Annotated in this window: 30 protein-coding genes; 13 read left to right on the forward strand and 17 right to left on the reverse strand. The window is 71.7% G+C overall.

The window, feature by feature from the left end; translation table 11 throughout:
* Positions 1 to 10 precede the first annotated feature (10 nt).
* The 4 genes from ACFE86_RS01330 to ACFE86_RS01345 all read right to left on the reverse strand — a co-directional run bounded on the left by ACFE86_RS01330 (position 11) and on the right by ACFE86_RS01345 (position 3,492).
* Positions 11 to 715: a haloacid dehalogenase type II gene (locus tag ACFE86_RS01330; RefSeq protein WP_375453525.1), complete on the reverse strand. Its 705-nt coding sequence runs from the start codon at positions 713 to 715 to the stop codon at positions 11 to 13.
* Positions 712 to 1,782 carry a tryptophan--tRNA ligase gene (gene trpS, locus ACFE86_RS01335; RefSeq protein WP_375453526.1) on the reverse strand — a complete coding sequence of 357 codons (1,071 nt, stop codon included), beginning with the start codon at positions 1,780 to 1,782 and terminating at the stop codon, positions 712 to 714. Before trpS ends, ACFE86_RS01330 begins: the two co-directional genes overlap by 4 nt.
* Positions 1,783 to 1,898: 116 nt before the next feature.
* Positions 1,899 to 2,678, reverse strand: a complete 780-nt coding sequence (nth, locus tag ACFE86_RS01340) for an endonuclease III domain-containing protein (protein WP_375453527.1) — start codon at positions 2,676 to 2,678, stop codon at positions 1,899 to 1,901.
* A 64-nt stretch (positions 2,679 to 2,742) separates the two neighbouring features.
* Positions 2,743 to 3,492 (reverse strand): GyrI-like domain-containing protein, encoded by a 750-nt coding sequence (locus ACFE86_RS01345; protein ID WP_375453528.1) that lies wholly within the window; start codon positions 3,490 to 3,492, stop codon positions 2,743 to 2,745.
* Between the two features lie 326 nt (positions 3,493 to 3,818).
* On the opposite strand from ACFE86_RS01345, the gene dapF reads away from it, so the two are divergent.
* Positions 3,819 to 4,739: a diaminopimelate epimerase gene (dapF, locus tag ACFE86_RS01350; protein ID WP_375453529.1), complete on the forward strand. Its 921-nt coding sequence runs from the start codon at positions 3,819 to 3,821 to the stop codon at positions 4,737 to 4,739.
* Positions 4,739 to 5,992 (forward strand): tRNA (N(6)-L-threonylcarbamoyladenosine(37)-C(2))-methylthiotransferase MtaB, encoded by a 1,254-nt coding sequence (mtaB, locus tag ACFE86_RS01355; protein ID WP_375453530.1) that lies wholly within the window; start codon positions 4,739 to 4,741, stop codon positions 5,990 to 5,992. Before dapF ends, mtaB begins: the two co-directional genes overlap by 1 nt.
* A gap of 22 nt (positions 5,993 to 6,014) precedes the next feature.
* Here mtaB and ACFE86_RS01360 read toward each other — a convergent pair whose 3' ends face one another.
* Positions 6,015 to 6,731, reverse strand: coding sequence for an RluA family pseudouridine synthase (locus ACFE86_RS01360; RefSeq protein WP_375453531.1), 717 nt, complete (start codon positions 6,729 to 6,731; stop codon positions 6,015 to 6,017).
* A 44-nt stretch (positions 6,732 to 6,775) separates the two neighbouring features.
* Between ACFE86_RS01360 and ftsY the strand changes: the two genes are divergently transcribed.
* A complete protein-coding gene (gene ftsY / locus ACFE86_RS01365) occupies positions 6,776 to 8,140 on the forward strand; it encodes a signal recognition particle-docking protein FtsY (RefSeq protein ID WP_375453532.1) in 1,365 nt (454 codons plus the stop codon).
* A gap of 20 nt (positions 8,141 to 8,160) precedes the next feature.
* On the opposite strand, the gene ACFE86_RS01370 is transcribed toward ftsY, so the two are convergent.
* Positions 8,161 to 8,472 (reverse strand): type II toxin-antitoxin system RelE/ParE family toxin, encoded by a 312-nt coding sequence (locus ACFE86_RS01370; RefSeq protein ID WP_375453533.1) that lies wholly within the window; start codon positions 8,470 to 8,472, stop codon positions 8,161 to 8,163.
* Complete coding sequence (locus tag ACFE86_RS01375; RefSeq protein WP_375453534.1) at positions 8,465 to 8,731, reverse strand: type II toxin-antitoxin system ParD family antitoxin; 267 nt, start codon at positions 8,729 to 8,731, stop codon at positions 8,465 to 8,467. The genes ACFE86_RS01370 and ACFE86_RS01375 overlap by 8 nt, the downstream gene beginning before the upstream one ends.
* A gap of 155 nt (positions 8,732 to 8,886) precedes the next feature.
* Between ACFE86_RS01375 and ACFE86_RS01380 the strand changes: the two genes are divergently transcribed.
* Positions 8,887 to 9,501, forward strand: a complete 615-nt coding sequence (locus ACFE86_RS01380) for a septation protein A (RefSeq protein ID WP_375453535.1) — start codon at positions 8,887 to 8,889, stop codon at positions 9,499 to 9,501.
* 13 nt (positions 9,502 to 9,514) lie between these two features.
* Here the strand turns inward: ACFE86_RS01380 and ACFE86_RS01385 are convergent, their stop codons facing one another.
* The 7 genes from ACFE86_RS01385 to ccmA all read right to left on the reverse strand — a co-directional run bounded on the left by ACFE86_RS01385 (position 9,515) and on the right by ccmA (position 13,178).
* A complete protein-coding gene (locus ACFE86_RS01385; protein ID WP_375453536.1) occupies positions 9,515 to 10,108 on the reverse strand; it encodes a DsbE family thiol:disulfide interchange protein in 594 nt (197 codons plus the stop codon).
* Positions 10,105 to 10,251 (reverse strand): heme exporter protein CcmD, encoded by a 147-nt coding sequence (ccmD, locus tag ACFE86_RS01390; RefSeq protein WP_375453537.1) that lies wholly within the window; start codon positions 10,249 to 10,251, stop codon positions 10,105 to 10,107. The genes ACFE86_RS01385 and ccmD overlap by 4 nt, the downstream gene beginning before the upstream one ends.
* Positions 10,252 to 10,261: 10 nt before the next feature.
* The gene (locus ACFE86_RS01395; RefSeq protein WP_375453538.1) at positions 10,262 to 11,065 is read right to left on the reverse strand and encodes a heme ABC transporter permease; all 804 of its coding nucleotides are present in this window, start codon (positions 11,063 to 11,065) and stop codon (positions 10,262 to 10,264) included.
* A 90-nt stretch (positions 11,066 to 11,155) separates the two neighbouring features.
* Positions 11,156 to 11,425: a Txe/YoeB family addiction module toxin gene (locus ACFE86_RS01400; RefSeq protein WP_375453539.1), complete on the reverse strand. Its 270-nt coding sequence runs from the start codon at positions 11,423 to 11,425 to the stop codon at positions 11,156 to 11,158.
* Positions 11,422 to 11,676, reverse strand: a complete 255-nt coding sequence (locus ACFE86_RS01405) for a type II toxin-antitoxin system Phd/YefM family antitoxin (RefSeq protein WP_375453540.1) — start codon at positions 11,674 to 11,676, stop codon at positions 11,422 to 11,424. The genes ACFE86_RS01400 and ACFE86_RS01405 overlap by 4 nt, the downstream gene beginning before the upstream one ends.
* Positions 11,677 to 11,845: 169 nt before the next feature.
* Positions 11,846 to 12,514 (reverse strand): heme exporter protein CcmB, encoded by a 669-nt coding sequence (gene ccmB / locus ACFE86_RS01410; protein ID WP_375453541.1) that lies wholly within the window; start codon positions 12,512 to 12,514, stop codon positions 11,846 to 11,848.
* 22 nt (positions 12,515 to 12,536) lie between these two features.
* Positions 12,537 to 13,178: a heme ABC exporter ATP-binding protein CcmA gene (gene ccmA / locus ACFE86_RS01415; protein ID WP_375453542.1), complete on the reverse strand. Its 642-nt coding sequence runs from the start codon at positions 13,176 to 13,178 to the stop codon at positions 12,537 to 12,539.
* 114 nt (positions 13,179 to 13,292) lie between these two features.
* Here ccmA and ACFE86_RS01420 point away from each other — a divergent pair, with 114 nt between their 5' ends.
* The 5 genes from ACFE86_RS01420 (at position 13,293) to ACFE86_RS01440 (ending at position 18,155) form a co-directional block, all read left to right on the forward strand.
* Entirely contained in the window at positions 13,293 to 13,502 is a 210-nt protein-coding gene (locus ACFE86_RS01420; protein WP_375453543.1) for a hypothetical protein, read from the forward strand.
* Positions 13,503 to 13,773: 271 nt separating this feature from the next.
* Complete coding sequence (gene acnA / locus ACFE86_RS01425; protein WP_375453544.1) at positions 13,774 to 16,485, forward strand: aconitate hydratase AcnA; 2,712 nt, start codon at positions 13,774 to 13,776, stop codon at positions 16,483 to 16,485.
* Between the two features lie 270 nt (positions 16,486 to 16,755).
* A complete protein-coding gene (locus ACFE86_RS01430; RefSeq protein ID WP_375453545.1) occupies positions 16,756 to 16,995 on the forward strand; it encodes a BrnT family toxin in 240 nt (79 codons plus the stop codon).
* 90 nt (positions 16,996 to 17,085) lie between these two features.
* A complete protein-coding gene (locus ACFE86_RS01435; RefSeq protein WP_375453546.1) occupies positions 17,086 to 17,379 on the forward strand; it encodes a BrnA antitoxin family protein in 294 nt (97 codons plus the stop codon).
* 101 nt (positions 17,380 to 17,480) lie between these two features.
* Positions 17,481 to 18,155, forward strand: coding sequence for a metal ABC transporter permease (locus ACFE86_RS01440; RefSeq protein ID WP_375453547.1), 675 nt, complete (start codon positions 17,481 to 17,483; stop codon positions 18,153 to 18,155).
* Between the two features lie 430 nt (positions 18,156 to 18,585).
* Here the strand turns inward: ACFE86_RS01440 and ACFE86_RS01445 are convergent, their stop codons facing one another.
* Complete coding sequence (locus tag ACFE86_RS01445; RefSeq protein ID WP_375453548.1) at positions 18,586 to 19,695, reverse strand: AI-2E family transporter; 1,110 nt, start codon at positions 19,693 to 19,695, stop codon at positions 18,586 to 18,588.
* A 280-nt stretch (positions 19,696 to 19,975) separates the two neighbouring features.
* On the opposite strand from ACFE86_RS01445, the gene ACFE86_RS01450 reads away from it, so the two are divergent.
* From ACFE86_RS01450 to ACFE86_RS01460, 3 genes are read left to right on the forward strand one after another with little or no spacing between them, the layout of a single operon-like run.
* A complete protein-coding gene (locus ACFE86_RS01450; protein ID WP_375453549.1) occupies positions 19,976 to 20,287 on the forward strand; it encodes an acyl carrier protein in 312 nt (103 codons plus the stop codon).
* 55 nt (positions 20,288 to 20,342) lie between these two features.
* Positions 20,343 to 20,810, forward strand: coding sequence for a 3-hydroxyacyl-ACP dehydratase FabZ family protein (locus ACFE86_RS01455; RefSeq protein ID WP_375453550.1), 468 nt, complete (start codon positions 20,343 to 20,345; stop codon positions 20,808 to 20,810).
* Positions 20,807 to 21,931 carry a beta-ketoacyl-ACP synthase gene (locus ACFE86_RS01460; protein ID WP_375453551.1) on the forward strand — a complete coding sequence of 375 codons (1,125 nt, stop codon included), beginning with the start codon at positions 20,807 to 20,809 and terminating at the stop codon, positions 21,929 to 21,931. The genes ACFE86_RS01455 and ACFE86_RS01460 overlap by 4 nt, the downstream gene beginning before the upstream one ends.
* A 9-nt stretch (positions 21,932 to 21,940) precedes the next feature.
* On the opposite strand, the gene ACFE86_RS01465 is transcribed toward ACFE86_RS01460, so the two are convergent.
* Together ACFE86_RS01465 and ACFE86_RS01470 are read right to left on the reverse strand one after the other, a co-directional pair.
* On the reverse strand, positions 21,941 to 23,167 hold the full coding sequence (locus ACFE86_RS01465; protein WP_375453552.1) for an ABC transporter substrate-binding protein: 1,227 nt from the start codon (positions 23,165 to 23,167) through the stop codon (positions 21,941 to 21,943).
* A gap of 131 nt (positions 23,168 to 23,298) precedes the next feature.
* Positions 23,299 to 24,210 carry an alpha/beta fold hydrolase gene (locus ACFE86_RS01470; protein WP_375453553.1) on the reverse strand — a complete coding sequence of 304 codons (912 nt, stop codon included), beginning with the start codon at positions 24,208 to 24,210 and terminating at the stop codon, positions 23,299 to 23,301.
* 191 nt (positions 24,211 to 24,401) lie between these two features.
* Here ACFE86_RS01470 and ACFE86_RS01475 point away from each other — a divergent pair, with 191 nt between their 5' ends.
* Positions 24,402 to 26,504: a putative bifunctional diguanylate cyclase/phosphodiesterase gene (locus ACFE86_RS01475; protein WP_375453554.1), complete on the forward strand. Its 2,103-nt coding sequence runs from the start codon at positions 24,402 to 24,404 to the stop codon at positions 26,502 to 26,504.
* The last annotated feature ends 81 nt before the right edge of the window (positions 26,505 to 26,585 follow it).

Raw genomic sequence — 26,585 nt, forward strand, 5'->3', positions numbered from 1 at the left:
CGCTCGCGCGTCAGCAGCCGAGTTGGCGCGCGAGGTCGGCGAGGTCGGTCGCCGCGTAAGTCACCGGCACGCCCGGCGCGGTCTCGCCGCCGGCCGGGCCGTTCTCCCGCGGCCGGGCGATGTGGGCGGTGGCGAGCCCGTGGCTCGCCGCGGCCGCGAGGTCGTGCGAATGGGCGGCGACCATCAGCGTCTCCGACGCGGAAAAGCCCAGGGCCGCCACGGCATCGCGGTAGAGCGCGGGCTTGGGCTTGTAGTCGCGGGAATGGCCGGCGCCGAGCACCGCGTCGAAACGGAGGCCGTTGCGCCGGGCGAGGTCGACCATCAGCCGGACGTGCCCGTTCGAGACAGGCGCGAGCAGGTGGGCCTCGCCCAGGCGGGCGAGCGCCTCCGGCACCTCCGGCCACGCGTCGAGCCGGTGCCACGCCTGGACCAGTTCGGCGCGGACCGGCGCGGGCACGCCCGCGATGCCGAACGCCGACAGCACGCCGGGCAGCGATTCGGCGTGAAGCGCGTCGAGGTCGCGGTAGGGGCGGGCGCCGGAGCGCACCGTTTCCATCGACGGCTGGTAGCGGGCGCGCCACGCGTCGGCGAAGGCGCCGCCGTCGAGGTCTTTCGCATAGGCGGCGAGCAATCGGTCCGCCTCCCGCGCGACGCCGGCGCGCCAATCGACCAGCGTCCCGAAGACGTCGAAGACCAGCGCGCGGACCGCCGTCACACCGATCTCAGGCGGGTGCGCCGGACGAAGCCGACGATGTCCTTGACCGCGTCCAGCGTCGGCGCGGCGATCGCCTCGGCGCGCTCCGAGCCGTCGGCCAGCACCGCGTCGATGTGGCCGGGATCGGCGGACAGCCGCTTCATCTGCGCGGCGATCGGCGACAGCGTCTCGACGGCGAGTTCGACCAGCGCGCCCTTGAAGGCGGAGAACTGCGCGCCGCCGTACTCCGCGAGCACCGCGTCGCGGGTGATCCCCTTGAGCGCCGCGAAGATGCCGACGAGGTTGTCGGCCTCCGCCCGTCCGGCAAGCCCCGCCACCTCGGAGGGCAAGGCGTCGGAATCGGTCTTGGCCCTGCGCACCTTGCTCGCGATCGCGTCGGCATCGTCGGTGAGGTTGATGCGCGCATTGTCCGAGGCGTCGGATTTCGACATCTTCCGGGTGCCGTCGCGCAAGCTCATCACGCGGGCGGCCGGGCCGCCGATCAGCGGCTCGGTGACGGGAAAAAACCCGGTCCCCTCGCCGTCGCCGTGGCCGTGCGCCACGATCGAGCCGGCGAAGTCGGTGTTGAACTTCTGCGCGATGTCGCGGGTCAGTTCGAGGTGCTGCTTCTGGTCCTCGCCGACCGGCACGTGCGTCGCCCGATAGGCGAGGATGTCGGCGGCCATCAGCACGGGGTAGTCGTACAGGCCGATCGAGGCGGCCTCGCGGTCCTTGCCGGCCTTGTCCTTGAACTGGGTCATGCGGTTGAGCCAGCCCAGGCGCGCGACGCAGTTGAACACCCAGGCGAGTTCGGCGTGCTGCGGCACCTGGCTCTGGTTGAACACGATCGAGCGCCTGGGGTCGATGCCGGCGGCCAGGAACGCGGCCGTCACCTCGCGGATCTGGGCCTTCAGCGCCTCCGGGTCCTGCCACAGGGTGATCGCGTGGAGATCCACGACGCAGTACAGGCACTGCGCGTCGCGCGCCTGCATCTCCACGAACCGCCGGATGGCGCCGAGATAGTTGCCGAGATGCAGGTTTCCCGTCGGCTGGACGCCGGAGAAGACCAGTTCGCTGAACGCGGCCATCGCTGCGCGACCCCTGCCGTTTGCCGCCGGACAGGACCACACCGTGCCGCGCGAGGCGGCTTACTGAACCGGCGGCCGGGACCGGTCAAGGCGAAGGCGGATCGCGGCGTCGGGGCTCACGGCTCGCGGCAGGCCTCTTGCGCGCTCGGGCAGAGGTCGACCAGCACGCAGCGCCCGCAGGCCGGCCTGCGGTGGTGGCAGACCTGCTGGCCGTGCAGCATCAGAATCTCGTGGTTGTCGTAGAGCGCCTGCGCCGACCAGCCGGCGGGAAGCTGCGCCCGCAGGATCGGGTGCGACGGGCCGACATCGACCTTCGCGCCGATCAGGCCGAGGCGCTGGGCCACGCGATGGTGGTGGCTGTCCACCGGCAGCGCCGGCATCCGCAGCACCGAGAACGACAGCACCGCGGCGCTGGTCTTCGGACCGATGCCGGGGATCGCCTCGAGCCACGCGCGGGCGGCGTCGACCGTAAGGTCGGAGAGGAAATCCAGGGACAGGCTGCCGTGGCGCGCCTGCACCGCCCGGAGCACCGCCTGGATGCGTGGCGCCTTGAGTTCCGGCCAGGTCACGCCGCGGATCGTCGCCTCCACCTCGGCGACGTCGGCGTCGCGCAGGTCCGCCCAATCGGGGAAGCGTGCGCGTAGCGCCTTGAAGGCCCGGCCGGAATCGGCGTTGCGGGTGCGGTGCGACAGCAGCGACGAGACCAGCTCGGAGAGCGGATCGAGGCTGTGGAAATACGGGATCGGGCAGCCGTAGACCGGGCAGAGCCGGCGGTGGACCTCCAGCGCCTTCCAGGCGGTGTCCGAAGGTTCCGGGCCGGCGCCTTCCGGCTGCGCGGCCGCGCGGGTGGCGCGGGCGTCAGGACCGGAGTGGGGATCGCGTTGGGCGCTGGGCATGCAGGCGGAATCCACGAGGGTGTCCCCGGTTCCCGCCGCCGCCGCCGCCGCCGCAGGGACGCGGCTACCGGATCAGCGCGTAGATGTTCACGTCGAGCCTGTCGTCGGTCTTGTCACTGAGGTCGGTGACGTATTCCTCGATGAAGCGGTCCTGGACGACGATGTCCTTGGCGTCGAGATAGGTGGTCAGGGTCTCGTAGGTCCCGTCGATGTCGTCGTAGGAGCCCTTGTGCGGAAACCGCAGGGCCTTGCCGGACGGCGTCGCGCCGAAGCGCACGCCGTCGGCGGTCGCCGGCGCCGGCTCGGGGATCGCTGCGACCGGCACCATCGCCTCGTAGGCGAAGCCGTCGTCGTCGGTGCGGACGAAGACCGCGAGCGGGCGCCCCGCGGCGGCGATACCGGCCCTGGCGAGGTCCGCCTCGATCCGCGCGAAGGCGCCCTTGAGGCTCGGCACCGCCTCCTCCCACTTGGCCTTGCCGGCGATGATCGCGGCGGGCTTGGCCGGGAGCGTGACCGGATCGACGTCGTCGGCCTCGCCCGGCGTCTCCACCAGCGTCTTGCGCTGCGGCGGCGGGGCGCCCGCGGGCGCGTTCGCCGCCGGCGGCGCGAGGGCCTGCTCGGGCGCGGGGGCGGCGGATCGGTTCGGATCGGCCGGCGGGTTCGGCGCGATGGTCGTCGGCAGCGGGTTCGTCACCGCGGGCGAGGGCGCCGTCGAGGCCGGCGGCGCGGGCTGCTGCCCTTGGGCCGGCAGGGGGCGTGGAAGGACGGCCGTCGCGAACAGGCCGGCGCAGAGCATGAGGCGAAGGCGGGTCAAGGCTGCGCTCCGACGAGGATGCAAGACGAGAATCGGGGCCGCGGCGGGTCGAATCGTCCGGAGCCTCGCAGGCCGGACGATAGTGACGAACGCGGCCGCCCGCGAGGCCGCATTCGCCGGCGCGGGCCGGGACGGGCAAGGGACGGGCAAGGGACGGGCAAGGGACGGGCAAGGGGCGAGGACGGGAAAGGGACGAGGACGGGCGCCGCGGATCGGCCGCGTCCGATCGGCCCGGAACCGGCCGCGGCCCTCGCGTCGGGCGGCGCGCCTTGCCATATACGCTGCTCCGCACCGATCCCCGCGAAGCCGACACCGACCAAGGCCGCATGAGCGCACTCGCCCACCGACGTTTCCTGAAGATGCACGGCGCGGGCAACGCAATCGTGGTGCTGGACCTGCGCGGCACCGGCCTGCGCGTGGCGAAGGACGAGGCCCGCGCCGTCGCGGCGGACCCGGGCTCGGCCTTCGACCAGTTGATGGTGCTCCACGATCCCGTGAGCCGCGGCACCGACGCCTTCCTGCGGATCTACAACGCCGATGGCTCGGAATCCGGCGCCTGCGGCAACGGCACCCGCTGCGTCGCCTACGCGATGCTCGACGACCCGGCGATGGCGCGGCCGGTCGAGAACGGCCGGCTGGTGCTGGAGACGGTCGCCGGCCGCGTCGAGGTGAAGCGCGTGGCGGACCGCTCGTTCACCGTCGACATGGGCCGGCCGCGGCTCGCCTGGGACGAGATCCCGCTGCGCGATCCCTTCCCCGACACCCGCCGGATCGAGCTGCAGATCGGGCCGATCGACGCGCCGGTCCTGCACTCGCCGGGCGTGGTCAACATGGGCAACCCGCACGCGGTGTTCTTCGCCGACCGCGACCCGGACGCCTACGACCTCGCGCAGATCGGGCCGATGCTGGAGAATCATCCGATCTTCCCCGAACGCGCCAACATCGGCATCGCGCAGGTGCTCTCGCGGGAGGCGATCAGGCTCCGGGTGTGGGAGCGCGGCGCCGGCCTGACGCTGGCCTGCGGCACCGCCGCCTGCGCTGCGGTGGTCGCGGCCTCGCGCCTGCGCATGATCGGCCGGCAGGCGAGCGTGAGCCTGCCCGGCGGCGACCTGTCCGTGGAATGGCGCGCCGACGACCACGTGCTGATGACCGGCCCGGTCTGCCTCGTGGCCGAGGGGCACTTCGCCCCCGGACTGTTCGCGCAAATGCCGGTCGCGCAAGGGCCGGCCGCGCAAGGGCCGGCCTGATGCCGGTCGAGACGCTGACCTTCGGCTGCCGGCTCAACACGGTCGAATCCGCGGCGATGCGCGGCCATGCCGAGGCGGCGGCGCAGGATCGCGACCTCGTCGTCGTCAACACCTGCGCCGTGACCGCGGAGGCCGGGCGGCAGGCCCGCAAGGCGATCCGCCGCCTCCACCGCGAGCGGCCCGGCGCCGAGATCGTCGTCACCGGCTGCGGCGCGCAGGTCGAGACGCAAGCCTACGCCGCGATGCCGGAGGTCGCGCGCCTCGTCGGCAACGGCGACAAGCTCGCGCCCGCGACGTGGCGACCGGGGCAGGGGGGTGCGAGGGAGGGGCGTCCGCGGGCCGATGTCGGCGACGTCTTCGCCGCCCGCGCGATCGAGCCGGCGCCGATCGCGAGAATCCCTGGGCACACCCGCGCCTTCGTCGCCGTCCAGAACGGCTGCGACCACCGCTGCACGTTCTGCGTCATCCCGTTCGGGCGCGGAAATTCGCGCTCGGTGCCGCAGGCTATGGTGGTCGATCAGGTCGCCCGCATCGTCGCCGCGGGCGGCCGCGAGGTGGTGCTCACCGGCGTCGACCTCACCGCCTACGGCCGCGACCTTTCCGAGCCCTGCCGAAGCCTGGGGACGCTGGTGCGGGCGATCCTGGCGCAGGTGCCGGACCTCGCGCGGCTGCGCCTGTCCTCGATCGACCAGATCGAGGCCGACGACGCGCTGATGCGGGCGGTGGCGGAGGAGCCGCAGCTGATGCCCCATCTCCACCTCTCGCTCCAGGCCGGCGACGATACGATCCTCAAGCGGATGAAGCGCCGGCATGCCCGCGCCGACGCGATCGCTTTCTGCGCCGCGGTGCGGCGGCTCCGGCCCGGCACCGTGTTCGGCGCCGACCTGATCGCGGGCTTCCCGACCGAGACCGAGGACGGGTTCGCCCGCTCCCTCGACCTTGTGGCCGAATGCGGCCTGACCCATCTGCACGTCTTCCCGTACTCCCCCCGGCCCGGCACGCCGGCCGCGCGGATGCCGCCGGTCCACCCCGAGATCGTGCGGGAGCGCGCTGCACGCCTGCGCGCGGCGGGCGCCGCGGCGCTCGCGCGCCACCTCGACGGGGAGATCGGGCGCACGCACCGGGTTCTGGCCGAGCGCGGTGGCATCGGCCGCACGGAAGGCTTCACGCCGGTGCGGGTCGCGGCCGAGCCGGGGGCGATCGTCTCGGTCCGCGTCACGGGGCATGACGGGCGCGCGCTGATCGCGGCCTGAGCGTGGGGTCGCCCGATCCTGCCTATCCGGCCAGCCCGCACGCCGACAGGCCGGCGCGCATGTGCTCCGGCGCCGGCGCCTCGGCGACCACCGGCGGCTTCTTCGGATAGAGCGGCAGGGCGAGGCGCCGGGCGTGGAGCTGAAGGCCCGGCCCGCCGTGCCGGGGGGCGGTGCCGTAGACGGAATCGCCGAGGATCGGGAAGCCCATCGCGGCGCAGTGGACGCGGAGCTGATGCGTGCGGCCGGTGACCGGCTCCAGCTCGAGCCAGGCGCGGCCATCGGCGCTCCGGCCGAGCACCCGCCAGTGGGTCAGCGACGGCTCGCCCTGCGGGTCGGGCTTCATCCACCACGCGCGCGGATCGTTCGAGCGGCGGGCGAGCGGTAGGTCGATGCTGCCGGATTCCGCCTCCGGGCCGATCTCGGCCAAGGCCCAGTAGGTCTTGCGCGTCTCGCCCGTGGCGAAGAGCCGGTTGAGGCGGGCGAGCGCCCGGGCGTGGCGGCCGAGCGCGAGGCAGCCGGAGGTGTCGCGATCGAGCCGGTGCGCGGCCTCCGGGCGGCGGGGCAGGCCGAAGCGCAAGGCGTCGAGGTGGTCGGTCAGGGTCTCGCCGCCCTTGGGCCCAGGATGGACCGGCAACCCCGCCGGCTTGTCGATGACGAGGACCAGGGCATCGCGGTAGAGCAGGCGCGCGCCTATGTCTGGGAGGAGCGGGCCGGGCAGGGACTCTCGCGGCAAGGACATGCGTTCGGGCTAGCGGGGCCGGGGCGCGGGAGCAAGGACGCGGGATGAGCCAAGACGAGAAGCCGGGCTGGCTGGGCCGCCTGTTCGGGCGCAAGGGCGGCGCGCCGGAGGCGCCCGAGCCGCCGGCCGGGTCCCCGGCATCGCCCGCCGAGGGGCGGCCCGACTTCGCCACCGGCGCCGAGGACGTGGCGCACGTGCCGCTGCCGGCGGGCGAACCCGCGCCCGCCGGCCCCGGCCGTCATGCGGTGCCCGACGTGCTGGAGGGCGCCGACCTCCAGCCGATCGCGGGCGAGTCCGAGCGGCCGCCGTCCGGCACGGCAGGCGACGACCCCGCCCGCGGCGCGGAGTCCGCCGACACGACGCGCATGGCCCGGGAGCCGGAGACCGCGGCGCCTGCCTCCGCGCCGGACATCCAGCCCGTCGACGCGGCGGCCGCGCTCGCTCACGACGCCATGGACACAGCAGCCGACGCGCAGGACGCCGAAAAGCGCGGCTGGTGGAACCGGCTCACCGCGGGGATGAAGCGCACCTCGTCGGCCCTGTCGGACCGGGTGACGGGGCTGTTCACCAAGCGCAAGCTCGACGCGAACACCCTGGAGGACCTGGAGGATGCGCTGATCCAGGCCGATTTCGGCGTCGCGACCGCGACGCGGATCGCCGAGGCCGTCGGCAGGGGCCGCTACGAGAAGGGCATCTCGCCTGACGAGGTCCGCGCGATCCTCGCGGCGGAGGTCGAGCGGGCGCTCGATCCCGTGGCCAGGCCGCTGGTGATCGACGGATCGAGGAAGCCCTTCGTGATCCTGATGGTCGGGGTGAACGGCGCCGGCAAGACCACCACGCTGGGCAAGCTGTCGCTGACCTTGAAGGCCGAGGGGCACAGCCTGATGCTGGCGGCCGGCGACACCTTCCGCGCGGCGGCGATCGAGCAGCTCAAGGTCTGGGGGGGGCGCACCGGCACGCCGGTGGTGAGCGGGGCGCAAGGGGGGGATGCGGCCGGCCTCGCCTTCGACGCGCTGAAGCGGGCGAAGGCCGAGGGCACCGACGTGCTCCTGATCGACACCGCCGGCCGGCTCCAGAACAAGGCCGGGCTGATGGCGGAGCTGGAGAAGATCATCCGCGTGCTGCGCAAGTCCGACCCGGAGGCGCCGCACGCGACGCTGCTGGTGCTCGACGCCACCGTCGGCCAGAACGCGCTCTCGCAGGTCGAGCTGTTCGCCAAGGCCGCCCCGGTCACCGGCCTCGTGATGACCAAGCTCGACGGCACGGCACGCGGCGGCATCCTCATCGCGCTCGCGGCGAGGTTCGGCCTGCCGGTCCACTTCATCGGCGTCGGCGAAGGCATCGACGACCTGGAGCCGTTCGCGGCGCGGGATTTCGCGCGGGCGATCGCCGGGCTGGAGAAGGGTTAGGCGACCGGGGCTAGGCCTACCTACGGCCGGTCGCCGTCGTCCTGGATCAGAGCCTCGTAGTCCCGTCCACCATACGTTATCCGGACGACGACGATCGCGTCCGCCTCGATGCGATAGGCGACGACGACGCGGCGGCGGATCGGGAAGATGCGGATACCGGGCCGGAGATCGGCCCGGGCCGGGCCCAATTCCGGATGAACACAGAGCTTGCGGCAACGCTCGCGGATGCCGTCGATGAAAGCGCGGGCGCGCTGCGGATCGTCCGCGGCGATCAGGTCGTAGATCCCGTCGAGATCCTCGATCGCGGCCGGCCGGTAGACGAGCCTACGCATGGTCCTCGGACGCGGTCCGGAACCGGGCCTCGAAATGCGCATCGACGTCGTCGTCGGTCAGCGACGGGCGCGGATCGTTGTCGGCCGCGTCGATACGGGCGATCAGCGCCGCGCGCCGGTGCTCGCGGTCCTGCCAAGCCCGCATCGCGGCGCCGACCACGTCGCTGTCGGACGCAAAGCGCCCCTCGGCGACCTCGGTCCGGATCAGCCGCGCGAGATCGGCGGGCAACGTGATGCTCAGGCGTTCGACGTTCGGCATGAAGGACCTCGAAGCGCGGCGATCGGTGGCGTCCCCACCTTCCGATCGCGATGGACATGGGCGGCCCCCGCTCGGTACAGACCCCAGGTAACCAGCCTACAAGGCCGGGCACGACGAGGCCACCGGGCGCATCCCTCACCCTTCGGCGCGACATGATGCCAATCGAATCCGTCCCCCCGCGGCGCCATCTCGCGCCGCTGCCCAAGCTCGCCCTCGAACTCGGGCCGCTGGTGCTGTTCTTCCTCGGCAACGCCTATGCCGAGCGCCTCGGCGTGGCCGCAGACCGGAAGCTGTTCGTGGCCACCGGCGTGTTCGTCGTGGCGACGGTGGCGGCGCTGGCCGTCCACTTCGCCCTGGTGCGGCGGCTGCCGATCATGCCGATGGTGTCGGGCGTCGTGGTGGTCGTGTTCGGCGGCCTGACGCTCTACCTGCAGGACAAGACCTTCATCATGGTCAAGCCCACCATCGTGAACACGCTGTTCGGGCTGGTGCTGCTCGGCGGGCTGGCCTTCGGCAAGTCGCTGCTCTCGGTGGTGCTCGACTCGATGTTCGCGCTGACCGACGAGGGCTGGCGCAAGCTCACCTTCCGCTGGGGCGTGTTCTTCCTCGCGCTCGCGGTGCTCAACGAGGTGGTGTGGCGGACGCAGACCGAGGATTTCTGGGTGAACTTCAAGGTGTTCGGCATCATGCCGCTGACGGTCGTCTTCGCGCTCGCGCAGACGCCGCTGCTGAGCCGCTACGAGCGCAAGGCTACCGACGCCGGGACGTAGGCGGCCTGGGACGCTATCGTTCGGCGACCTTACCGGCAGCGCGGATCTTCGCGAGCACGTCCTTGAGGTTCTCCGGCGTCACGATGCCGACGAGCTTGTCGCGGATCACCCCGTCGGGCCCGACGATGAAGGTCTCGGGCACGCCGTAGACGCCGAAATCGATGCCGACGCGGCCCGATTCATCGTGGCCGACCGCCTGGAACGGCACGCCGTTCTTGGCCAGGAACCGGCGCCCGTTCTCGGCGGCGTCCTTGTAGTCGATGCCCACCAGCCGGATGCCGGGCTCGCGCGCAAGCCGCATCAGCATCGGGTGCTCGACCTGACAGGGCGCGCACCACGAGGCCCAGACGTTCAGCACCGTCACGCCGCCCTTGAGGTCGGCGCTCGACAGGCCCGGCACCGGCCTGCCGTCCGCCGTCAGGCCGGCGACGGCAGGCAGCCGGAATTCCGGCACCGGCTTGCCGATCAGCACCGAGGGGAGGGCGGCCGGGTCGACGCCGGAACGCAGGCGCAGGAAGAACACCGCGGCGAGAATCGCGAAGGCCAGCACCGGCACGATCACGAGGAGCGAGCGGCGCACCGGCTCCGGAGGCGCCTCGGCACTCAACGGCCGTCCCCGGACTGGAGCTCGGCCAGCGCGCGCTTCTGGGCCCGCCGGTCGCGGATCGCGTCGAGCACCAGCCCCGCCATCACCACGGCGGTGAAGGCGTAGGAGGCCAGGATGAAGCCGCCGTGCGGTCCGAGATCCATGCGCGCGCGCCTAGAAGGCCGGGCGGCCGAGCGGCATGGCGCGCCCGGCCTCCGGGGTCGCCGCGGCCGATCCGGCGTCCAGCCGCTCCGCCTCGCGGATCGTCAGCGTGCGCACGCGGCGGCGCATGATCTCGGTGCGCATCGCGTAGAGGTGGAGGGTGGTGCCGCCGAGCGTGGCCGCGCCTATCATCACCAGCAGCGGGTAGAGCATCGACGGGTCGATGGTCGAGCCGCCCATGCGCAGGATCGAGGCCGGCTGATGCAGCGTCGACCACCAGTTCACCGAGAACTTGATGATCGGCAGGTTGATCGCCCCGACGAGCGTCAGGATCGCCACCGCGCGGGCGGCGCGGTTGGGGTCCTCCATCGTGCGCCACAGGGCGATGATGCCGCAATAGATCAGCAGCAGGATCAGCATCGCGGTGAGCCGCGCGTCCCAGACCCAGTAGGTGCCCCACATCGGCTTGCCCCAGAGCGAGCCGGTGACGAGGCAGATCAGGGTGAAGGCCGCCCCGATGGGCGCCGCGGCGCGCTGCGCCACGTCGGCGAGCGGATGGCGCCACACGAGCGTGCCGATCGCCGACAGGCTCATCGAACCGTAGAAGAATACCCCGAGCCACGCCGCCGGCACGTGGATGAACATGATCCGCACGGTCTCGCCCTGCTGGTAGTCGGGCGGCGCGACGAACCACGACAGGTAGAGCCCAAGCGCGAGGATCGCGGTCGAGAGCGCGGCCAGCCAGGGCACGAGCGTGCCGGACCAGCGCATGAAGTGACTCGGGTTGGACAGGCGCGTCCAGAGAGGCGTCGACATGGGCGGAGTCTTAGCGCGGGGTGCGGTGCGCCGGCAATGCGGGCGGTGGGCGCAGGCGGCGCGCTCACGTGGAGGTGGGTTCGCCGAGGCTCATGCGTAGTGCCAGCGGCACTGGAGGATCTCCAGCACCTGCTCGTCCGACCGGCCGGCGACGCGGTAGACGAGGCGATGGCGTCCGGTGATCCGGCGCGACCAACAGCCCTTCAAATCGCCCTTCAACGGCTCCGGTTTGCCCGTGCCGGTGAACGGCGTCCGCATCGCTTCGCGGATCAGGAGATTGATGCGCCCGAGAACCGCGGCCTCGTCGGCCTGCCAGTGCAGGTAATCCTCCCAGGCATGGGCCGACCAGACGAGTCTCACCCGTCGGTCAGGTCGTGGTCGATGCCGCCGCCGGCCTCGATCTCGGCGATCGATGCCAGCAGGCGCTTCGCGTTCGCGGGGGTGCCGAGGAGATGCAGGGTCTCGCGCAGGCCGTCGAGTTCGGCGCGCGGCAGGATGACGAGGTCTTCGTGGTTCTGCCGCGTCACGACCAGCTCCGTTCGATCGCTCTCGACCCGGTCCAGATGGCTGGCCATGTTCCTCCGGAGTTCGGTGAAGCCGACCTGCGCCATGGTGAGGTTCCGATCTGTACCTGCCTGCGTACATACCGGGGGCGTGTTGCGCGGACAAGGGGGCAGACCGGCCGTGGCGCTCCGCATCGCAGGTCCGCGCATGGCGGCCATCGAAGGCGCGGCGAAGATCGCCGCGCCTTCGATGGCCTGCCGCGGCGTGTCCCGGCGATCACTCCCCCCAGCGCAGCGCCGCGGCCGCGGCGAAGGTGCCGACGAGCGCCGCGATCAGGCTGAGGCCGGACAGGATCATCAGGGGCGTCGCGAACGGCACGGTGCCGCTGAGGGCCGACTGCGCCGCCGAGACGCCGAAGATCAGGGTCGGGATCATCAGGGGCAGCACCAGCACGGCCAGGATCAGGCCGCCGCGGCGGATCGAGGCAGTGAGCGCGGCGCCGACCGCGCCGACGAAGGTCAGCGCCGGGGTGCCGGCGAGCAGCGTCAGGGCGGTGGCGCCCATCGCGGTGCCGTCCAGCGCCACGAGCAGGCCGAACAGCGGCGAGGCGAGCGCCAGCGGCAGGCCGGTGGTGAGCCAGTGGGCCGCCACCTTGGCGAGCACCACGAGTTCGAGGGGCACGGGCGCGGCGCTCATCAGGTCGAGGGAGCCGTCCTCCTCGTCGGCCTGGAACAGCCGGTCGAGGCCGATGAGCGTGGACAGGACCGCGGCGAGCCACAGGATCGCCGGGCCGATCCGCGACAGCAGGTTGAGGTCGGGCCCCAGGGCGAAGGGCACCAGGGCGACGATCATCAGGAAGAAGACCAGCGACAGCGTGCCGGAGCCGCCGACGCGGGCGGCGAGCGCGAGGTCGCGGGCGACCAGGGCCAGGACGACGCGGATCATCGGGCACGGCTCCGGGCGGGCGTCATGCCCAGACGTCGCGGTCGTCGTCGGCAGGCGCCGGCGCGGCCGGCGGCGCGATCGGCAATTCCCGCGCGCCCTTCAGCCCGAGCGCATGGTGGGTCGCGGCGATGACGAGGCCGCCGCCGGCCCGGTGCTCGGCCATGAGCGCGGCGAGGACCGCCTGCGAGGCGGCATCGAGCGCGGCGGTCGGCTCGTCCAGCAGCCAGAGGGGACGGGCGCAGACCAAGAGCCGCGCCAGCGCCACCCGCCGGCGCTGGCCGGCCGAGAGGTAGGCGACCGGCAGGTGGAGGGCATGGCCGAGGCCGAGGCGGTCGAGGGCCGCGCGCGGTTCCAGGGCGGGCGCACCGAGGAGCGCGCGGGCGAAGGCGAGGTTCTCGCCGGCCGTGAGCGCGGCCTTCAGGCCGTCGCGGTGGCCGACGGCGTGAAGACGCTCGGGCAGGGTGGCGTCCCCGACATCCTGCACGATCAGGCGGCCCGCATCCGGCCTCAGCCGCCCGGACAGGATCGCGAGCAGGCTCGACTTGCCGGCGCCGTTGCGGCCGGTGACCGTCATCGCCTCGCCGGGACCGATCGCGAAGGACAGCCCGGAGAAGATCTTCCGCCCGGAGCGGCGGCAGGCCAGGTCTTCGACGCTCAGCCGCACATCCGCCTCCCCGCGCCGCTTTCCCGCGCTTCCTTGCCCGATTGCGCGAGACGGCGGAACCACGCAATCTCGGGCCGACGCCGAACAGCACCCTGCGACAGCGGAGGAGCCGCCATGATCCAGCAGACGCCGGCGGGCCTGGGCGCGCACGCGTCCGGTCCGGCTCCCACCGAGGCCGAAATGGCCCGCGACCCCGACGCGGTCGCCGGACGGGCGATGGTCGCGGCCCGGGTCGCCCTGTGCACGCCTGCCGAGCAGGCTGCGTTCTGGACGGCGGTGCGGCGCTGCTTCGGCGGGCCGCCGTCGGAGGCCGCCGGGGCCTGACCGGGCCGGCTCGGACGCGGCGTCGCGGGCGGACAGCCGACGCGCGCTGTCAGGCGGCACCCCGTATCGGGCAGATTCGAATCGTTCTATACGATCCTCAGGCTGCGCCGCGCGACCTTAGGGCGTCCAACGCGCCCCGCCCGCATCCTCCTGCCCGGGCACCCCCGGGGCGGCGCGCGCTTCGCGGAGCGCAGTCAGGCCGAACACAGGTTTCGTGGCGCAGGTTATGCCTGCGCGTGTTCGACAAACGCCAGCGAGGAACAGACCAGCCGTGGCATCACTCGACAGCTTCAAGGCCCGCCGGACGCTTCACGTCGCGGGCAAGGCCTACACCTATTACGCGATTCCCGAGGCCGAGAAGAACGGCCTGGCCAACTCGACCGCGCTGCCGTTCTCGATGAAGGTGATCCTCGAGAACCTGCTCCGCTGCGAGGACGACCGCTCGGTCCGCAAGGCCGACATCGAGGCGACCGTCGCCTGGGTCGACAACCGCGGCAAGGTCGAGACCGAGATCGCCTTCCGTCCCGCGCGCGTGCTGATGCAGGACTTCACCGGCGTGCCCGCGGTGGTGGACCTTGCCGCCATGCGCGATGCGATGGTGGCTTTGGGCGGCGACCCCCAAAAGATCAACCCGCTGGTGCCGGTGGACCTCGTCATCGACCACTCGGTGATCGTGGACGAGTTCGGCACCCCGAAGGCGCTCGGTGAGAACGTCGCGCTGGAATACGAGCGCAACGGCGAGCGTTACACCTTCCTGAAGTGGGGCCAGTCGGCCTTCGACAACTTTTCCGTGGTGCCGCCCGGCACCGGCATCTGCCATCAGGTCAACCTCGAATACCTGTCGCAGACGGTGTGGACCAAGCCGGACCCCGACGCGTCGGACGGCTCCGAGATCGCCTATCCCGACAGCCTCGTCGGCACCGATTCGCACACCACCATGGTCAACGGGCTGGCCGTGCTCGGCTGGGGCGTCGGCGGCATCGAGGCCGAGGCGGCGATGCTCGGCCAGCCGCTCTCGATGCTGATCCCGGAGGTCGTGGGCTTCAGGCTCTCGGGCAAACTGCCCGAGGGCACCACCGCGACGGACTTGGTGCTGACGGTCACGCAGATGCTGAGGAAGAAGGGCGTGGTCGGGAAATTCGTGGAGTTCTACGGCCCCGGCCTCGACGACATGGCGGTGGCCGACCGCGCCACGATCTCGAACATGGCGCCCGAGTACGGCGCCACCTGCGGCTTCTTCCCCGTCGACCGCAAGACCATCGACTTCCTCACCGTCACCGGCCGCACCGACGAACGCATCGCGCTCGTCGAAGCCTACGCCAAGGCGCAGGGCATGTGGCGGGATGCTGCGACCCCCGACCCGGTCTTCACCGACACGCTGGCGCTCGACATGGGCGACGTGCGCCCCTCGCTCGCCGGCCCCAAGCGGCCGCAGGACCGGGTTCTGCTCGACGGCGCCAAGCCCGGTTTCGCCGCCTCGATGGAGACCGAGTTCCGCCGCGCCGCCGACATCGCCAAGCGCTACCCGGTGGAGGGCGCGAACTACGACATCGGCCACGGCGACGTAGTGATCGCCGCGATCACGAGCTGCACCAACACCTCGAACCCCTCCGTGATGATCGGCGCAGGGCTCTTGGCCCGCAACGCGGTCGCCAGGGGCCTGCGCTCCAAGCCCTGGGTGAAGACCTCGCTGGCGCCGGGCTCCCAGGTGGTCGCCGAGTACCTGGAGAAGGCGGGTCTTCAGCAGCCGCTCGACGCGCTCGGCTTCAACCTCGTCGGCTTCGGCTGCACCACCTGCATCGGCAATTCCGGGCCCCTGCCGGCGCCGATCTCGAAGGCGATCAACGACAACGACGTGGTGGCGGCGGCCGTGCTCTCGGGCAACCGCAACTTCGAGGGCCGCGTGAACCCGGACGTGCGGGCGAACTACCTCGCCTCGCCGCCGCTGGTGGTGGCCTACGCGCTCGCCGGCTCGATGCAGATCGACATCACCACCGAGCCGCTGGGCGTCGGCTCGGACGGCAGGCCGGTGTATCTGGCCGACATCTGGCCTTCCAGCGCGGAGGTGGCAGAGTTCATCGAGGCCAACATCACCGCGGCGCTGTTCAAGTCGCGCTACGCCGACGTCTTCACCGGCGACGACAACTGGCAGGGCGTCGAGGTGACGGAAGCCGAGACCTTCGCCTGGAACGGCGGCTCCACCTACGTGCAGAACCCGCCCTACTTCGAGGGGATGCGGAAGGAGCCGGAGCCGATCACCGACATCGCGGATGCGCGCATCCTCGGCCTGTTCCTCGACTCGATCACCACCGACCACATCTCGCCGGCCGGCAACATCCGCGCGGCCTCGCCCGCCGGCGAATACCTCCAGGCGCATCAGGTCCGGGTGCAGGACTTCAACCAGTACGGCACGCGGCGCGGCAACCATCAGGTGATGATGCGCGGCACGTTCGCCAACATCCGCATCAAGAACCAGATGGTGCGCGATCCCGCGGGCCAGGTGGTCGAGGGCGGCTGGACGCTGTTCCAGCCGTCGGGCGAGCGGATGTTCATCTACGACGCGGCGCAGAGATACGCCGCGCAGGGCACCCCGCTCGTGGTCTTCGCCGGCAAGGAGTACGGCACCGGCTCGTCCCGCGACTGGGCGGCCAAGGGCACGAAGCTCTTGGGCGTGCGCGCCGTGATCGCCGAGAGCTTCGAGCGCATCCACCGCTCGAACCTCGTCGGCATGGGCGTGGTGCCGCTGGTGTTCCAGGGCGAGACCTCGTGGGCCTCGCTCGGGCTCAAGGGCGACGAGACCGTCACGCTCAAGGGCCTGTCGGGCGGGTTGAGGCCGCGCCAGACGCTCACCGCCGAGATCACCGCGGCCGACGGCACGAAGCAGGAGGTGCCGCTCACCTGCCGCATCGATACGCTCGACGAGCTCGAATACTTCCGCAACGGCGGGATTCTGCCTTACGTGCTGCGCTCGCTCGCGGCTTGAACCGAGACCATGCGGCCTCCGGGCCGCATGGTCCAACGCAGGAAGCCCGTGCCGAGGAGACTAGAGCGCAATCCGACGAAGTGGACACCGGTTCGTCGTAAGAGTGCGCGTAAAATCAAGAGCCTAGAGCCGCTCCCGATCCAACGTGATCGGGAGCGGCTCTGGGCGCGGGCTTCGTGTCTTTCGATCCCGGCTCGCCCGAGCCCAGCCCGAGGATCGGGGCATCGCCCCCGTTGGCGGGCGTCGACGGACATCGTATCTGTATTCGAGATGGCCATCACGTTCGACCCGGCCAAGCGGAATCGCACTTTGGTCGAGCGGGGGCTCGATTTCCTCGCGGCCGAAGCGGTCGTCGCCGGTCCGATCCACGTTTTCGAGGATCTGCGCGAGGATTATGGCGAGACCCGCCTCATCACGGTGGGGCTACTTTCCGGACGCATGATGATCGTCGGTTGGACCCCGCGTGGCGCAGACCGCCACGTATTGCAGACCGCCATGTCTTCTCGATGAGGAAGGCCAGTGACCGCGAGAAGACCCGCTACAGCCCCCTTCTCCGCTGACGCGATCGGCGAGACCGACCTCCCCCGAGTCGACGCGCACGTGGTGCAGCCGGAGGAATACGAGGACCTTCCGGAGTTGACGGACGCGATGATGGCACGTGCCGATCACTATGTCGGCGACAGGTTGGTGCGCCGCGGTCGTCCGTCCAGGACCGGTGCCAGGATCGGCGCCAAGGCCGGCACCACAACGGCCGTGTCGATCCGCCTTTCACCGGCCGTGCTGGCCCATTTCCGCGGCAGCGGCCCGGGGTGGCAAGCGCGGATCGACGAAATCCTGCGCAAGGTCGTCGAAGCGGAGAGATCGCAGCGCGCAGACGGCCCGAAGCGCGCCTGAGCCACACATCGAGAACCGCTCGCCGAAACGGATCGCGCGCAAGGGTGTTCTGTCGCCGCCGCGGCCCCATAACCTCCCGACCCACCAACCGGGAGAATTTCATGAAGACCCTCACCACGCTGGCCGCCGCCGGCCTGATGACCCTGTCCGGCGCGGCCTTCGCCGCACCGGTCGTCGAGCGCGTGCGCGGCACGATCGAGACGGCCGACGGCACCACGCTCACGATCAGGACCGTCGACGGCGCGACCGAGACCGTGGACGTCGGCGGCGCGAAGTTCGCCTGGGTGGTCAAGTCGAGCCTCGACCAGATCAGGGACGGCGTCTTCATCGGCACCGCCACCAAGGGCGAGAACCCGATGACGGCGCTGGAGGTGGTGCTGTTCCCCGAGGCCATGCGCGGCACGGGCGAGGGCCATTACGGCTGGGATTCGATCGCCGACCAGACCGGAGGCGGCGCGAAGGTGAAGAGTTCCATGACCAACGGCACCGTCAAGGCCGGCACGGAGGCCCCAAAGGTCAAGAGTGCCATGACCAACGCCACGGTCTCGGGCAGCAAGGACAGCGGCGGCGCCAAGACGCTCCAGGTCAGCTACGGCAAGGACGGGACCAAGACGATCGAGGTGCCGCCGACCGCGCCGGTCGTCGCCTTCGAGCCGGCCGACAAGGCGATCGTGACGCCGGGCGCCAAGGTGTTCGCGGTGGTCGCCAAGGACGGCGGCAAGGCCGAGGGCAGGTTCGTCGCCGTCGGCAAGGACGGCCTCACCCCGCCGATGTGATACGGCCAACGGCCGATCTGTTCCGGCGACCTGCGCGCTCTCCCCGCTTTAGCGGGCTACCGGATGCACGCATCTCCCCACGCGATCCGGACAGGGCGCGTGTCCCCTCTCCCCGCACGCGGGGAGAGGCCCGGTTGCACCTCGTCGTGCAGCCGGGTAGCGAAGCCGAAGCGGCGGTGAGGGGACGGAGCCGGATGAGGCTCGCCTTGAGCCCCCCTCACCCTCGGCTGCCGCCTCGCTTTGCCGACGGCGAGGTCGGCAAAGCCCTCTCCCCGCAGGCGGGGCGAGAGGATGCACAGCCGCCGATGCGCCGAGCCCTGGGATGCATGAACCCGCAAGCCTGCTAAAAGGAGGGGAGGGAAACGCGCATCGCCCGGACCGGCCAGCCGGAAACCGCATGAGGCCTCCGGGATCCGCGGCCGGCTTCGCGTCAGCCGTGCTCGGCGTCCCCGCCGCCGGTGAACTCGCGCCACAGCAGCATCAGGGCCGCCATCACCGCCGGGCCGAGGAACAGGCCGAGCAGGTGGAAGGTCTCGACGCCGCCGAGGATGCCGAGCAGCACCCACAGGAAGGGCAGCTTCGTCGTGCCGCCGATGAGCGCGGGCCGCACGAAATGGTCGGCCACGAAGGTGACGACGAAGCCGGCCAGGACGACGACGACGGCCGCCGTCACCGAGCCCGCCGCCACGAGCAGCAGCGCGGCGACGGCGATGGCCACCGCCGCGCCGAACGGGATCATCGCGGCGACCCCGGTCAGCGCCCCGAGCAGCACCGGATGCGGGACGCCGGCGACGTAGTAGACGATGCCGAGCAGGACGCCCTCGCCGAGGCCGACGAGGACGAGGCCGTCGACGGTGCCGTGCACCGAGGCGACCATCTGGCGCCCGACCCGCTCGCCGCGCGGCCCGAACAGCCGGTGGCAGGCGACGAGCACCTGTTGCGCGATCGCGCGGCCGTCGCGGAACAGGAAGAACAGCGCCACGAGGCTGAAGCCGAACAGCACGGCGCGATGGATCAGTTCGCGGCCGAAATTGCGCGAGAACCCGAGCAGCGTGTCGTTGTCGAAGCGGTGCAGCAGGTCCGAGCCGGCCTCCGGGTGGCTGAGGTTCTCGCTCCACCACGCGCTCGCCTGTGCCGCGCCGAAGGGCAGGCGGCTCAGGAAATCGGGCACCGGGATGCCGTCCTTCTCGGCCGCACGCACGAACGCGATCACGTCGTGCGCCTCCCGCGCCGCCTGGACGCCGAGCACGATCAGCGGCGCGATGAAGACCAGGGCGACGATGAGCGTCGCCAGCATCGGCAGCAGGACGTTGTGCCTGCCCGGCGGCCAGCGCCGCTCGGCCCGGGCGTAGAGCGGCCCCAGCGCGATGGCGAGCACCACGGCCCAGGCGAGCGCCGGCAGGAAGCCGCTCAGGACCCACAGGCCGAGGCCCGACAGCGCCAGCACGAGGGCGACGCGGGCGATCCCCTGACCCCTGGCCTTCTCCACCGGCGGCAGCGGAGGGGTCGGGTCGTTGCCGGGACGCAGCTTGGGTTCCATGCGCCTCGACGCCTCCGGATCGGGTCTGATCGAACCCGTCTCTACGCCCTCGCGCGCCCGCACGGAATGGGAACAGGATGGGACGCAATGGTCGGGAGGCGGCACGGGACGGGGACGAATCCGGCGCGGTTGCCGGGCCGGACCCCCTCGTGTAGAGGTCGCCGCCGTATAACGGGGCCCCGCGCGATGCTCCGCGACGCGAGGTCGGCCGCAGGGACGGAGACGCCCCGGCGCTCGCCCGCAGCGGCCCGTTCAAGAGATTCCGAGCCGGCGAGAACGCATGTCCGACCCAGTCAATCCCGGCACCACGGCGACCTTCGAGCGCGTGGCCGACATCATCGCCGAGACCGCCGACACCCCGCGCGAGAAGATCACGCCGGAGAGCCACGCCATCGACGACCTCGGCATCGACAGCCTCGCCTTCCTCGACATCGCCTTCGCGGTCGACAAGGCGTTCGGGATCAAGCTGCCGCTGGAGCGGTGGACCCAGGAGGTCAACGAGGGCAAGGTCCCGGCCGAGGCCTACTTCGTGCTGAAGAACCTCTGCGCGCGCATCGACGCGCTGGTGGCCGAGAAGGCCGCCAAGGCCTGAGCGGGGCCGCGCCGCGCATCTGCAGACGCCCTCGCACCGCGCGGATCGGGACTCCATGCGCCTCGAATATTTCGAGATGATCGATTCCGTGGTGAGCCTCGACCGCGCCGCCGGGCGGATCGAGGCGCTGGCGCAGGTGCCGCTGGAGAGCCCCGTCTTCGAGGGGCATTTTCCCGGCCATCCCCTGGTGCCGGGGGTGCTGCTCACCGAGACCATGGCCCAGGCGTCCGGCTACCTCGTGCTCGCCCACCTCGATTTCGCGCAGATGCCGTTCCTGATGGGCGTCGACAAGGCGCGGTTCCGCGCCTTCGTCGGCCCCGGCGCGACCCTGCACGTCGCCGCCAGCCTGGAGCACGACGGCTCGGGCTACGCGGTGACCAAGGCCGCGATCCGCCACGACGGCAAGCTGCTCGCCGACGCGGAACTGCGCTTCCGCACGATGCCGTTCCCGGAGGGCCTCGACGCGCCGATGCGCGAACGTGCCGCCAGGATCGGGCTGGTACTGGACGGGACCGGGGCATGAGCCGCGCCGTCGTCGTCACCGGGATCGGCCTCGTCTCCTGCGCCGGCGAGGGCTTGGCCGCGCATCTCGACGCGCTCGAGGCCGGCGCGGCGCCGCGGACGGATGCTGCGACCTTCGCGCCCTATCCCGTCCACCCGGCGCCGGCGCTGGCCTGGGACGGCCAGATCCCCAAGAAGTCCGATCAGCGCCAGATGGAGGCGTGGCAGCGCCTCGGCGTCTACGCCGCCGGGCTCGCCCTCGACGCGGCCGGCGTCAAGCAGGACGCCGCGTTCAAGCAGGCACTGCACCTCGTGGTCGCGGCCGGCGGCGGCGAGCGCGACTACGCCGTCGACGGGGCGATCCTCACCGGCCTGCGCGATGCCGCCGATCCGGGCGCCTACCTCAACGAGCGGTTGCAGAACGACCTGCGCCCGACGCTGTTCCTGGCCCAGCTCTCGAACCTGCTCGCCGGCAACATCGCCATCGTCCACGGCGTCACGGGCGCGTCGCGCACCTTCATGGGCGAGGAGATGGCCGGCATCGACGCGCTGCGCATCGGGCAGGCGCGGATCGCCTCCGGCCAGATCGACGCGATGCTGGTCGGCGGCTCCTACAGTGCCGAGCGGCCGGACGTGCTCGTCGTCCACGAGATGGGCGGTTTTCTGCGCAAGCCCGACTATGCGCCGGTCTTCGCGCGCGCGGATCGCGCGGGCTTCATCCTCGGAAGCTGCGCCGCCTTCCTCTTGCTCGAATCCGCCGGGACCGCCGCCGCGCGGGGCGCCCGCGCGCTCGCGCGCCTCGCACCCGTCGCGAGCGACCGGACCCGGCGCGCACCGGGCAGCGTCGGGACGAGCCTCGGCGCCCTCTGGCGGCAGGCCGGGATCGGACGGGCGGATGCTGTGCTGTCCGGCGCCACCGGCGTCGCGCCGATCACCATCGAGGAGCACGACGCCCTCGGCCGGCTGGCACCCGAGGGCAGGATCTACGCCCTCGGAGACCTGGTCGGCCACGGGCTCGAAGTGACCGGCCCGCTCGGTGCCGCGCTCGCCGCGGGGCTCGTGGCGGGCGGGCTTGCCGAGGTCGCGGTCACCGCGGTCGGCCACCGGCGCGGCGAGGGCGTGCTGCGCCTGCTCGCCGCCTGACCGCGCGCCCTACTTCGCCGCCGCGGTGAAGGGGCAGCCGCTCGCCTCGGCGGTCGCGAAGGCTTCCGCACCCGGCACGGTGGCGAGCGTCTTGTAGAGGTCCCACTCGCCCTTCGACTCGGCCGGCTTCTTGACCTCGAACAGGTACATGTCGTGCACCATGCGCCCGTTCGGCAGCACCTTGCCGCCCTGCGCGAAGATGTCGTCGACCGGCATCGTGTGCAGGAGCTTGTTCACCGCCTCGGTCTCGTCGGTGCCGGCGGCCTTGACCGCCTTCAGGTACTGCAGCACCGCCGAGTAGGTGCCGACATGGACCATGTTCGGCATCTTGCCGGTGCGCGCCATGAAGCGGCGCCCGAAGGCACGGGTCTCGTCGGTGAGGTCCCAGTACCACCCTTCCGTGAGCGTCAGCCCCTGGGCGACCCGTAATCCGAGGCCCTTGACCTCGGTCAGCGTGAACAGCAGGCCGGCGAGCCTCTGGCCGCCCTCGACGATGCCGAACTCGGCCGCCTGCTTGATCGAATTCGCGGTGTCGAGGCCGGCATTGGCCAGCCCGATCACCTTCGCGCCCGACCCCTGGGCCTGGAGCAGGAAGGAGGAGAAATCCTGGGCCGCGAGCGGGTGGCGCACGCTGCCCAGCACCTTGCCGCCCTTCGACGCGACGTAGCGGCCGATCTCGGCCTCCAGCGAGTAGCCGAAGGCGTAGTCGGCGGTCAGCATGAACCACGTGTCGCCGCCCTGCTGCACCAGGGCGCCGCCGGTGCCGACGGCGAGCGCGTGGGTGTCGTAGGCCCAGTGGTAGCCGTAGGGGGTGCAGAACTTGCCGGTGATGTCGGCGCTGGCCGACCCGGTGGTGATCGTGATCTTGCGCTTCTCCTTCGACAGGCCCTGGACCGCGATGGCGACGGACGAGGTCGTCAGCTCCATGATCGCGTCGACGTTGTCGCGGTCGTACCATTGCCGGGCGATGCCGGAGGCGATGTCGGGCTTGTTCTGGTGGTCGGCGGTGACGAGTTCGATCGGCGCGCCGTTCATCGAACCGCCGAAATCCTCCACCGCCATCCGGGCGGCCTCGATCGAGGAGCGGCCGCCGAACTCGGCGTAGGTGCCGGACTGGTCGTTGAGGATGCCGATCTTGACGACGCCGTCCGAGAGGGCGGGCGCCTGCGCCGCGGCGGGGACGCTGAGCGCGGCGAGCGCCGTGGCGAGCACGAGACGGACCTGTCCCTTGGTCATCATGTATCCTCCCGGATGCCGGATCTTGTCGCACGGCCGCCGTTCGGGCGATCCTGGGGGGATGCTTACGCCAAGCATGCCTGCGCGCCTATGGCGCCGATCCGGGCGAGCTTGACGCTTCGGCCAGACCTTCACCCCGCGAGGAAGTCGCGCAGGGCCGCGAGCGTCGCGGACGGGTTCTCCTCGGGCAGGAAGTGGCCGGACGCGACCTGGATGCCCTCGGCCCGCGGAGCGAAGGTCCGCCGCCACGCCGCCAGCGCCGTCTCGGGCTTGCCGTGGTCGAGGTACCCGCGGCTCGCGAGCACCAGCACCGGCATCGCCAGCCTCCGGCCGGCGGCGAGGTCGGCGACGTCTGCATCGCGGTCGGGGCCGGCGCCGGCGCGGTAATCCTCGCACATCGCGTGGATGCGCTCTGGCACTGCCCAGGCCCGGGCGTAGAGGGCGAGCGCCCGCGGGTCGAAGGCCGAGAGGTCGTTGGCGCCGCTCCACCCGGCGAGCAGGCCCTCGAAATAGCGGTCCGGGTCCCCCCCGATCTCCGCCTCGGGGCCGGGCGCGGCCCGCGCGAGGAACGGCCAGTGCGGGTTCGTGCCGGGGGCCGCCGCGATCCGCTCCCACTGGGTCACGGTGGGCACGATGTCGAGGAGGGCGAGGCGCGCGACGCGGGCCGGCGCGTCGAGGGCGAGGCGGTAGGCGACCCGGCCGCCGCGGTCGTGGCCGGCGAGCGCGAAGCGGGCGTGGCCGATCCGCTCCATCAGCGCGACGATCTCCCGCCCGACCGTGCGCTTGGCGTAGACATCGTGCGCCGGGTCGCCCGCGGGCGCGCTCGACCAGCCGTAGCCCTTGAGGTCGAGGCAGATCACGCGATGGTCGCGGGCGAGGTCGGGTGCGACGCGGTGCCACATCGCGTGGGTCTGTGGAAACCCGTGGAGGAGCAGGAGCGGCGGGGCGTCGGCCGGGCCGCCGACGCGGGCGAAGGCCCGGCCCCAGGCGGCCTCGGTCCACAGGGCCGCGAAGCCCGGAAACAGGTCGTCCTCGCTCGGCATGCGACGTCTCCCGTGACGGGCGGCCTCGCCCGCATCTCCCCCATGCGCGTCGCCCGAAGCGGAAACTCGCACGCAGCCACGCGGCTCCCACAAGCCTGAGACCGTGGCCGGATGCACGGCATTGACGCGATCCGTCGGGACGAATCTTAAGCACCGGCCTCGAAGATGCGTTGGCTAAGCGTGGTGATCGCATGACCGCTCAACGTCTCGAAGACCTCGCTCAGCTCGATTCGGACTGGACCTGGGAGACCGATGCGGCCGAGTGCTTCACCGTCCTCTCGCCCGAGGCGGAACGGTTCCTCGGGCGCAGCTCCGATGCGCTGGCCGGGAAGTCGCGGGCCATGATCGCCGTGAACGGCGGCGATTCGATCTTCTGGGAGCCCTATCGCCAAGCCCTCGCGCGGCGGCAGCCCTTCGGCGACTTCATCTACTGCTACGATCATCCGGACGGGCGGCCACGCTGGTTCCGGATCAGCGGCGAGCCGCGCTTCTCGGAGGACGGCGCCTTCCTCGGCTATCGCGGAGCCGGCACCGACATCAGCTCCGAGCGCCGCACGCGCCGGGCCCTGGCGGGCGCGCTGGCGGAGCTGCGCGCCTCGCATGCGAACCTCGTCGAGCAGAACCGGCTCTTCGACGCGGCGCTGGGGAACATGACGCAGGGCCTGTGCATGTTGGACGCCGCGGCGCGCCTCGTCATTTGCAACCCGCGTTACTGCGAGCTCTTCGGCCTCGCGCCCGACGCCCTGCGCATCGGGATGAGCCAGCGCGAGATCTGCGAGATCCTGGTGGCGAAGGGCTGCTACGCGCCGGGCGTCACCGTCGACGGCCTGTGCGAGGCGACGCGGCGCGCCCTGCTGTCGCCGGGCCGGACGCCGATCCATCGCGAGCTCGCGGACGGCCGCATCCTCGCCGTGTGCTACCGCACCTTCGAGGACGGCGGCTGGGTCGTGAGCTTCGAGGACATAACCGAGCACCGGCGGAACGAGATGCGGATCGCGCACATGGCCCGCCACGACGGCCTCACCGACCTGCTCAACCGCATGGCGCTGCGCGAGCACGGGCTCGACCTGCTCGGACAATCCCGGACCGAGGGAGGCCGGCGGGTCGCCATGCTCTGCCTCGACCTCGACCGCTTCAAGCTCGTCAACGACACCTACGGCCACGGCGCGGGCGATGCCCTGCTGCGGGCGGTCTCCGAGCGGATCTGCGCCCGGGTGCGGAGCGGCGACCTCGTGGCGCGGCTCGGCGGCGACGAGTTCGCCGTCCTCCACCGGGTCGCCGACGCGGCCGGGGCGGTCGCGCTGGCCGAGCGCCTGATCGCCCAGGTGAGCGCGCCCTACGAGATCGGCGGCTACACCGTCGCGGTCGGCATGAGCGTCGGCATCGCCATGGCCGAGGAGGCGGCCGACGACATCGACCGGTTGCTCAAGAACGCCGACACCGCGCTCTATCGTGCCAAGAGCGCGGGCCGCGGCACCGCCTGCCTGTTCGAGGCGGCGATGGACGAGGCCGCCGAGGCCCGGCGCGACCTTGAGCGCGAGCTCGCGGCCGCCCTGGTCCAGGGGGCGTTCGAGCTGCATTACCAACCCCTGCTCGATCTTGCCAGCGACACGATCACCGGCGTGGAGGCCCTGATCCGCTGGCGCCACCCGGAGCGCGGGCTGATCCCGCCCGCGACCTTCATCCCGGTGGCCGAGGAGACCGGGATGATCGTGGGCTTGGGCGAATGGGTGCTCAACCAAGCCTGCCGCGAGGCCGCGACCTGGCCGGCGCGCATCACCGTCGCGGTCAACGTCTCGGCGGTGCAGCTCCGTCACCGCGACTTCGTGCAGATGGTGTTCCTGGCGCTCGCCGCCAGCGGCCTGCGACCCGACCGGCTGGAACTGGAGATCACCGAGGGCGTGCTGCTCGAAGACACCGAGGCGAACATCGCGACCCTGCACCTGCTGCGCCGGGCCGGCATCCGCATCTCCATTGACGATTTCGGCACCGGCTACTCCAGCCTGAGCTACCTGCGCCGCTTCCCCTTCGACAAGATCAAGATCGACCGCTCCTTCGTGCAGGATGCCGGGCCGGCGACCGACACCGGAGCGATCATCCGGGCGCTGGTGGGCCTCGGCGTCAGCCTCGGCATCACGACGCTGGTCGAAGGCATCGAGACCGAAGGCCAGCTCGCCACGGTGCGCGCCGAGGGCTGCCAGGAGATGCAGGGCTTCCTGTTCAGCCCGCCGCGTCCGGCCGGCGAGATCGGCGCGATGCTGGCAGCGTCCGACAGCGGGGCCAAGGCAGCGTGACTGGACCGATTTATACAACCTGCGGGCGAAACATAACCGGACATTAAGCCGTCGTATCCTACCAAGAGTTGCATTGCTGCG

Source organism: uncultured Methylobacterium sp. (genome assembly GCF_964244095.1).
Taxonomy (GTDB): domain Bacteria; phylum Pseudomonadota; class Alphaproteobacteria; order Rhizobiales; family Beijerinckiaceae; genus Methylobacterium.